We start from the raw sequence: 7,223 nt of genomic DNA, 5'->3' as shown, positions 1-7,223 counted from the left end.
CGCTTCACCCCTTCATCTTCATTGGACAGATCAGGAAGTGAACTGTATTTTTTCTTGGACGCCTGGAGTGAAAGCTGGGATTTGGTAAACTCCTCCGGGGAGATATTCTTAAAAAACTCCCCTACTCCCGACCGGTCTATTCTCTGGATATTACCGTATTCATCCATCATCCCATATTTCATCTGCTCAGAAATCTTATGATCACTCTCTTGCCGCAACCCATCCGGCAAATAGGATTCTATACGATTTTTCATATCAAACCGACTGGCTAGCGTGGCACTATCCAGCAATGTAGAATCAGGATGGAACCGATCAAGGTAGGATGAATCGTATTGCCCATAAGCTTCATAGACCCTTTGCACCTGCTCAAAATCCCCCTTTCGGGAAAGCTCCTGCAGCGCCCAGTCTGTAGAATCCTTTGGTGGCTTAAAATCCGTGTGATCTACAAATAAGTCTTTTGGCTTTTGTAACTGGTATTTCCCTAGTATCAGCTCCTTTTGATGGGCTCTTACTTCTTTCCACCTGCCAGCTACTCTTAGGCTGTCTTTATTGTATCGCTTGTATTCCTTCCAGGCTGCTTTGGCGGCCTTAATGCTATCTTTCCGATATGCCTCTTTGTAAGCCCTGAGCTTGCTGCGTGCATCTTCCGATTGCTCTACTTTTTTCAGGTGCTTATCCGAGACTTTTACATCAAACTTGATTTGGGCATACGAAAGGTGTGCAAGTACCCAAAGGCATATGAACACCAACCATTTCATTATTGCTGCTCGTCAATATCTGGCAAGGTTGGAGTGTCCGGATTATCAATTCCTCCCCCAGTGCCCCCTGTTCCAATTCCTCCATTGTAGTCGCACGGCTGGATTTGCAAGGTATGGATTGGCGTCCATTGTGGTAAAGATGAGCAATTATCGGATACCCTTCCTTGTATCTCTACATTGTAAGGCGAACTGGAATAATGAAAAACTTCATCAGGCAATCTACCAGCACCACTCTCCCCAAAAGGAATCCAGTTTCCTCCCGCTATCCTGTATTGTAAAAGGCCATCTGAAATTCCATAATCCTGACAGGTAGCTCCGGTAGAGTTGAATCCTACACTAAAGTGGACATGAGGATAATTATTGCCCCCTGATCCACCTTCAGTTTGCATGGTGCCGCCATCCATTTGTGGCACTGCGGGGGCTGTATATTGCTGCTGCTCCACTCCACCTCCGGTAGAGGTGCAATATTCTACCGATGACGGTCCATTCACCACTGCACCTGCCTTGAGTGCGTAAATGGTGATTTCGCGAGAATAGGTTTTCTCCTCACCTATCTCTGGGTTGAATGCCGATACTTTTACCGTATAGGTACCCGCCTCTTTAAAATTGTGATAGACATAATTGTTTCTGGTCTCCACCACGCTGGCATTTCCATCTGTTCCATCAATGATGATCTCTTCCCCCTGAGGGCCAATGGGTTTGATGCCGCATTTATCCAAGTTGGCAGTACCTTGATCCCCAAAATCCCAGGTAAATTTGGTCTCACCATACAAATCCGAGGTTCCATTTACCACAAATTTGATAGGTGAGCACGTCTGGTTGTAGCCACCATCAGGTGTCATATACACACTGAAAGAAGCGCTTTCCCCGGCGTAGTTGTAGCGGTATCTTTTCAGGATGTTTCCTTCATTATCTCTTGTCATCAGAAGTCTATTTCGATCATCATACTCATAGGATACCTTTCTGCCGTCTGGACCGGTGACCGATTTCAAGCCAATAAGAGGAAAGTGCTCATAGGTGGTTGTACGTTTGAGAGATGCTACTCCCGGATCTGTTGTCACGGTCTTTATGTAGCCTGCATCATCGTAGGTGTAGGACGTAGTAATACCATCCTGACCAGTTTGGGATGCGAGGAGGCCTTGGTTGTTGTAAGTAGCAATTGAAATTGTCTCTAAATCACTAGAAGTCCAACTTGAAACCGGGTCATCTACAAATAGCTTTTTTGTTTCAACTGGATAAAATGAATCTGCGATCTTAACGTAAGATGTTTGAGATACATCTGTTGTTCTATATTCATCTTCAGCATATTGAGGAATATTAATCTTCGATTCTTGGCGAATAGGCAATCCAACCGCTCCTTGATCTACTAACCCAGTGCTTCCTAAGTCAGAGGGATATAAAATAAGTGATTTTCTATTGTAGGAATCTAAGGAGCCGTCGGTTCTCTTTACTACAATTTCCTTTGGCAAGGTTCTATGGGTATTATGATAATCAAAAGTGGTGGTTATTTCTGATGTTAAATCGCTACCACTCTCATAAAATCGTTCAATTTGACTACCCAAACGGATGAATTTCGGCTGTATGTCATAGATACTCGCTAAATAATGCCATGATTCAGGATAAAGACCATCCGTCCACTCATAACGCCATGTAAAGACAGTGTTTTTTACTAAATCGCCGAAATAAACATGTGAATAGTTAAAACTCGTAGATTTAATGAGTTTATTACTTTCATCATAAATATCAATTTGCTTATTCAATCCAGCTAGATAATTATCAAGAGAGTGCGTAACAAAGGGATATTCATATTTATATCTAATATGTGAGCCCGCTTCAACATATGGAGGATTAAAACTATCTTCTGATTGAAGATAAAATTGATATTCTATATGTTGAGGTGGGGATAAATCATAATCATCATCATTAAAGAAATGATGTATCTGATAACTTCCATTTATCTCATCAGCTACTTTCATTTTGCTATAGCCACCAAATGAGCCATTAACATTGTACTGCAAATTCAATGCATGGGAATGAGCAAAGGGCTCATAGTTTGGACCATCATCACCGATAGACTGCATACTGATATATTCTACTTCTAATCGCTCATTTTCATCATCAGTATCATAGACATAGTTTAAGTGGGTAACTAAATCATCTTTGTCATCATATAATTTAATTGCGTCAATGCAAGCACCTCCATTCTTTAAATTATAAGTGTATTCAAAAGTTTGATAGGAGCCAGTTGTTAATGTCATTTTACTGAGCATATTCGCTGTGCAAGAAATTCTCGACTCCCTGTTCATACCTATTAAGCTTGGGTAATTGTTCTCAGCATATGGTACATAAGTCTCTCCCTGATTTGCTCGCCCATTAAAATATCCCCAATGATCATAGTAATAAGAATTGCGTGGAGGAAGCTCAAATTTATCTGCACCATTAGCGGCAAAGATTTTGTCATTTTTGTAATCAAACTCACGATATAACCTTCCATTTTTCTCTATTTTATCAAGTTTTAATCTATAGCACTTCTCATCATAGCATCCACCAAAAGTGCCGCTTTTATAATAAGAATCACTTGAATTGAAGTAGGAATGGTTGAAATTATAACTATGAATTTGCTTTCCCTCCTTGGTCTTAATGGTGATTGATGATATAGCTAAATTATTGTTATGATCTTGACGATCCTTGTATGTAAACTCAACACTCCCTTTTGGAAAGGAAATATCTGAAATAAATTTCGCATCAATAATTGTCCTATAGGTGAAATGTCTTACATCTGGATAGTAGGGAAATTTGATATAATGTTCACCGTTATCGCTCTTTAAAAGCTTGGTTTGTACTGAAACTTTATCATCAACAATGAATGAGTTTTTATAGTTGAACACAATTGATTTGTTTTCAGGTTGATTAGCATATACAATTTTACTGATCTTCCAAGATGAGATATACTTCACATCATTTTCGGGATCATAATCACCTTCATTTAGTTTTGAATTGGAAGTGGTTATCTCCCTGGAGGAAGAGTTACTTCCAAAATAGTATTTGTTCCCTTTTGTATCCGTGATAATCCAATAGCTATTTAGTTTATTTGACTTATAAAACTCAACATTATAGTCTGTTAAAGGGAGCGTGATACCTTTTGAGGTTAAAGGCCATGATGCGAAATTTAACTCACTGCAATCTAAACTCTCACCATTGATTGAATAGCAATTTCCTGAACCTGGAAGTGATTTATCCAGGATCATTCTACCTTGGCCACCTGGAAAGGAAAAATAGAACATGTCTTTTTCAGTATCATATGTTTTATCTCCCTTAAGAAACCAATCATTTACAAGTTCTTGATCAATGGTAAACTTAAATGCCCGCTGTTCATCTGGTTGATCTCGCATCACCCTTGTTATCTCCCCTCCTGCAATTAATTGCCAGCCTAGACCAGCAGAGCTTGCAATTTCACTTACTTTTATTCCACTTGCTACATAGATAAGTCTAATAGGGACAGTTTCTCCATTGTTTGCTTCAACGGTATAAAGAGGAACATCTATGGCTGCCACCCCTGTATATAAATTCACCGGAACATTTAAGGCCTTGATCATTCCCGATGAATTCGGTGAAGGCATTACATAATTATAATTCTCCTGTGATAAAGATGAAAAGCTATAGGCCAACAAGAAAATTAAGGTGATAATATTTTTCATGCTCTTAAAAGTTGTCAATTGGAAATGCTGCGTATATCTGAAGTGTATTTAACCTATAGGAACTGTCCAGAATGTGTTTTGCATTGTTAATGTCAGTTATCCCGACCAATAACCTCGCACCAATATCAAAATTTGCTGGTGTATTCACTTCAAATCCAAATCCCCAGTTTACCATAGTATTCTTTGTAAAGTCCTTCACATCTTCCTTATTTGGTGAGTTTTTCACTTGGGTGATGGCAGAAAGAAGATAGCCAACCTGAGGCCCTGTGTTGAAATTGACTTTACCTGTGTGAAATTGAAAAATAACAGGAACGGATACATAAATAAACTTATCATTAGTTTTTAGAAAAATAGGACCGGCAATGCCACTACCTATTAAAGCCGAATACTCTGTCGTGTATTTCTCTGCTACAATTCCGGACTCCAAGTAAATGGCTTTGCCAAGCTTAAAATCTTTGACTGCTCCTAATGAAAAGCCAAAAGCACTACTATAGTCAATATCGACATCCTTTGCTTTTCCCTTTGTGACATTAGCACCTACTTTTAGTTTTATCGACTGAGGCCTTTCTTCTTGAGAAAAGAGAAGAATTGGCAGTAGTATTAGTAATGCAATCGTTATGTTTTTCATCTTCTATTGAATTAGAACTTGATCTTCTAAGCCATAGATTCTTTCATAGTTTCCATTAGCATCCTGAACAACTAATTCATCATTTTTGACACTAACCAAGGATCTGTTCTGATTGTAAATAAGGTGAGCCCCTTTATCATCGAATCCGACTATACTTAATAATGGAGGAGTGCTAGCATATGTATAACCAATAAATATTAAAATGTTATTCTTAAGGCCTATATTAGTGAAAATGAAATATTTTTGATTTGCACCTAATTTTTGTGGTACTGAAACCCAACCGCCCCAATCTATAAATTCGTAATCACTTCCTTGATATGAAATCATGATCCTTCTGAAATCTCCAGGATCTCTGCCATCCCAATCTTTCACATTGAATAAGGACAAACCAACAGAATCGTTCGAATTTATAAGGTTAGAACTCTTATATTTTTCATTATAAATAATGGTATCAATACCATCAATCTCCTTAAAATCCAGAGTGTTATTGTTCAAATGAAGTATTAAGTTGTGATCAATTTTTAAGAGATATGGTCTTTCATTTAACAGACTATCTACTTCAACGATAGTATCATTAGCTACTTGTTCTAAGTGATTTGAGGTATTTTGCTTTTTAGTACAACTTCCAAACAAAAGACTTACCAATATTAAGTTTTGTATATATCTAACAATCATCTCTTTAAGTAAATAAAGTATTTAATCTTGTTTTTTTCAGTTCCAACCCAACTATAATTAATTGTATTTTTCCACCATTTTTCAAGCCCTGTATCAAGTACTCGTACACTTCTCCATACATCCTCCTTTACATCTGATGGTAAAACTTGAACAACATGCCCATGATCTGCATATTGGGTTCCTCCAAAAGAATAATAGCCCATATTGGTAGCTGTGGCAGCTTCTTCCAAAGTCGCAGGAGCCCAAAGATCAGGATTACTTTCCGCAAAACTTAATATATCATTGGCTTGTTTCCCCCATAAATCTCGACTCCCAGTTACATACTCAAAAGAACTTGCTAATCCATAATTACAAGCCATACTTTTCTCTGCATAATTTTGATTTACAAATTCTAAAGCATAATCAGCTCCTGCTTCCAATTGTTGTTTAGAATAACCTAACCTCTCAATATATTCAAGTTTAGGTCTTGTATAAAGACTAGAGAAATCTAAAGGGTCTATGATTTCTAAATCTGGTTTATTGATTGTTTTATAGACTACATTTTCACCAATAGTATTAATTGCAATATTCCTACCTACTCCTGTGGATGCGAAATGGGTTATATTGTTGATGACGCCTCCTATACCATCACCAACACTGGACAAAACCCCGGGAAGATTCCCTCCTGTCCAAGTCTGAGCTAATGCATATGTTCCCATACCTGCAAAGAAACCTTTAATAAACCCGTCTCTATTAGAACCTTCATCATCAGCAAAAGCTCCAATGATACCACCAACTAAGCCTGATGCAAAAACATCATAGATTATTTTACCAAAGATCGCATCAAATAATCCACCATCAGGATCAACTCCAAGGTGTGGCAAATTCCCCATTCCTATGTATGGAGATGCAAACTGTCCATATGGATCTGTTTGAAGCCATCTTCCCAACACGGGATCATAGTTTCTCAAGAGAAAGTCATAATTTCCTATTAAACTATCATAGCTATTGAAATAACTCTGATACATCAATCCCGGATCTACATATCCTGGGGCTCTCCATGAGTTGGACATTGGGAGGCCAAAGGGGTAAAAGTCATTCACCTGGGATACTTTGAAGCCGCTGGTGGCACTGCTATGGATGATCTTCAGGTCATCAAAGAAAACGTCCTGATCCACATTTGTTTCATTCACCAGGTACACAAACAGGTAGCCTGCCTGGCTGTAGGTGAGCTTGCCGGATTCATACTTTGCAAACTTGCCCAGGCTTATCTCTGTCACCTCACGGAAGCTGGAGCCTGCTTCTACAAAGTTGTAGTTTTCATCAAAGAAGAGGTACTGTAAGTAGGCCCTTGGCTGCTCGCTTTGGCTATTGGCAAACAGCGCGGAACTTCCAGAACTCAATGCACTGGATAATGAACTGCCTTGTCCTTCTAATCCGGTTGCTGCGCCTGCTAAATTGAATGCATCAAGTATAGCAGAAGCA

General features: G+C 38.7%; 4 protein-coding genes and 1 pseudogene. All 5 read right to left on the bottom strand.

Annotated features, from left to right (window positions below; all coding sequences use genetic code 11):
* Positions 1 to 758: hypothetical protein (locus tag RLN88_RS12425; RefSeq protein ID WP_350221732.1), on the bottom strand; the 758-nt coding region annotated here is incomplete at its 3' end.
* Positions 758 to 4,456 (bottom strand): RHS repeat domain-containing protein, encoded by a 3,699-nt coding sequence (locus RLN88_RS12420; RefSeq protein WP_350221731.1) that lies wholly within the window; start codon positions 4,454 to 4,456, stop codon positions 758 to 760. The genes RLN88_RS12420 and RLN88_RS12425, both read right to left, overlap by 1 nt.
* 4 nt (positions 4,457 to 4,460) lie before the next feature.
* Positions 4,461 to 5,084: a porin family protein gene (locus RLN88_RS12415; RefSeq protein WP_350221730.1), complete on the bottom strand. Its 624-nt coding sequence runs from the start codon at positions 5,082 to 5,084 to the stop codon at positions 4,461 to 4,463.
* A 3-nt stretch (positions 5,085 to 5,087) separates the two neighbouring features.
* Positions 5,088 to 5,759 carry a hypothetical protein gene (locus RLN88_RS12410; RefSeq protein WP_350221729.1) on the bottom strand — a complete coding sequence of 224 codons (672 nt, stop codon included), beginning with the start codon at positions 5,757 to 5,759 and terminating at the stop codon, positions 5,088 to 5,090.
* Positions 5,756 to 7,223, bottom strand: a pseudogene (locus RLN88_RS12405) (hypothetical protein); the annotation flags it as partial. The pseudogene RLN88_RS12405 and the gene RLN88_RS12410, both read right to left, overlap by 4 nt.

Origin of the sequence: Ekhidna sp., from assembly GCF_040223195.1 — a bacterium.
In the GTDB taxonomy this organism is placed as follows: Bacteria; Bacteroidota; Bacteroidia; order Cytophagales; family Cyclobacteriaceae; genus Ekhidna.
This window is presented reverse-complemented; position numbering and strand designations above follow the sequence as displayed.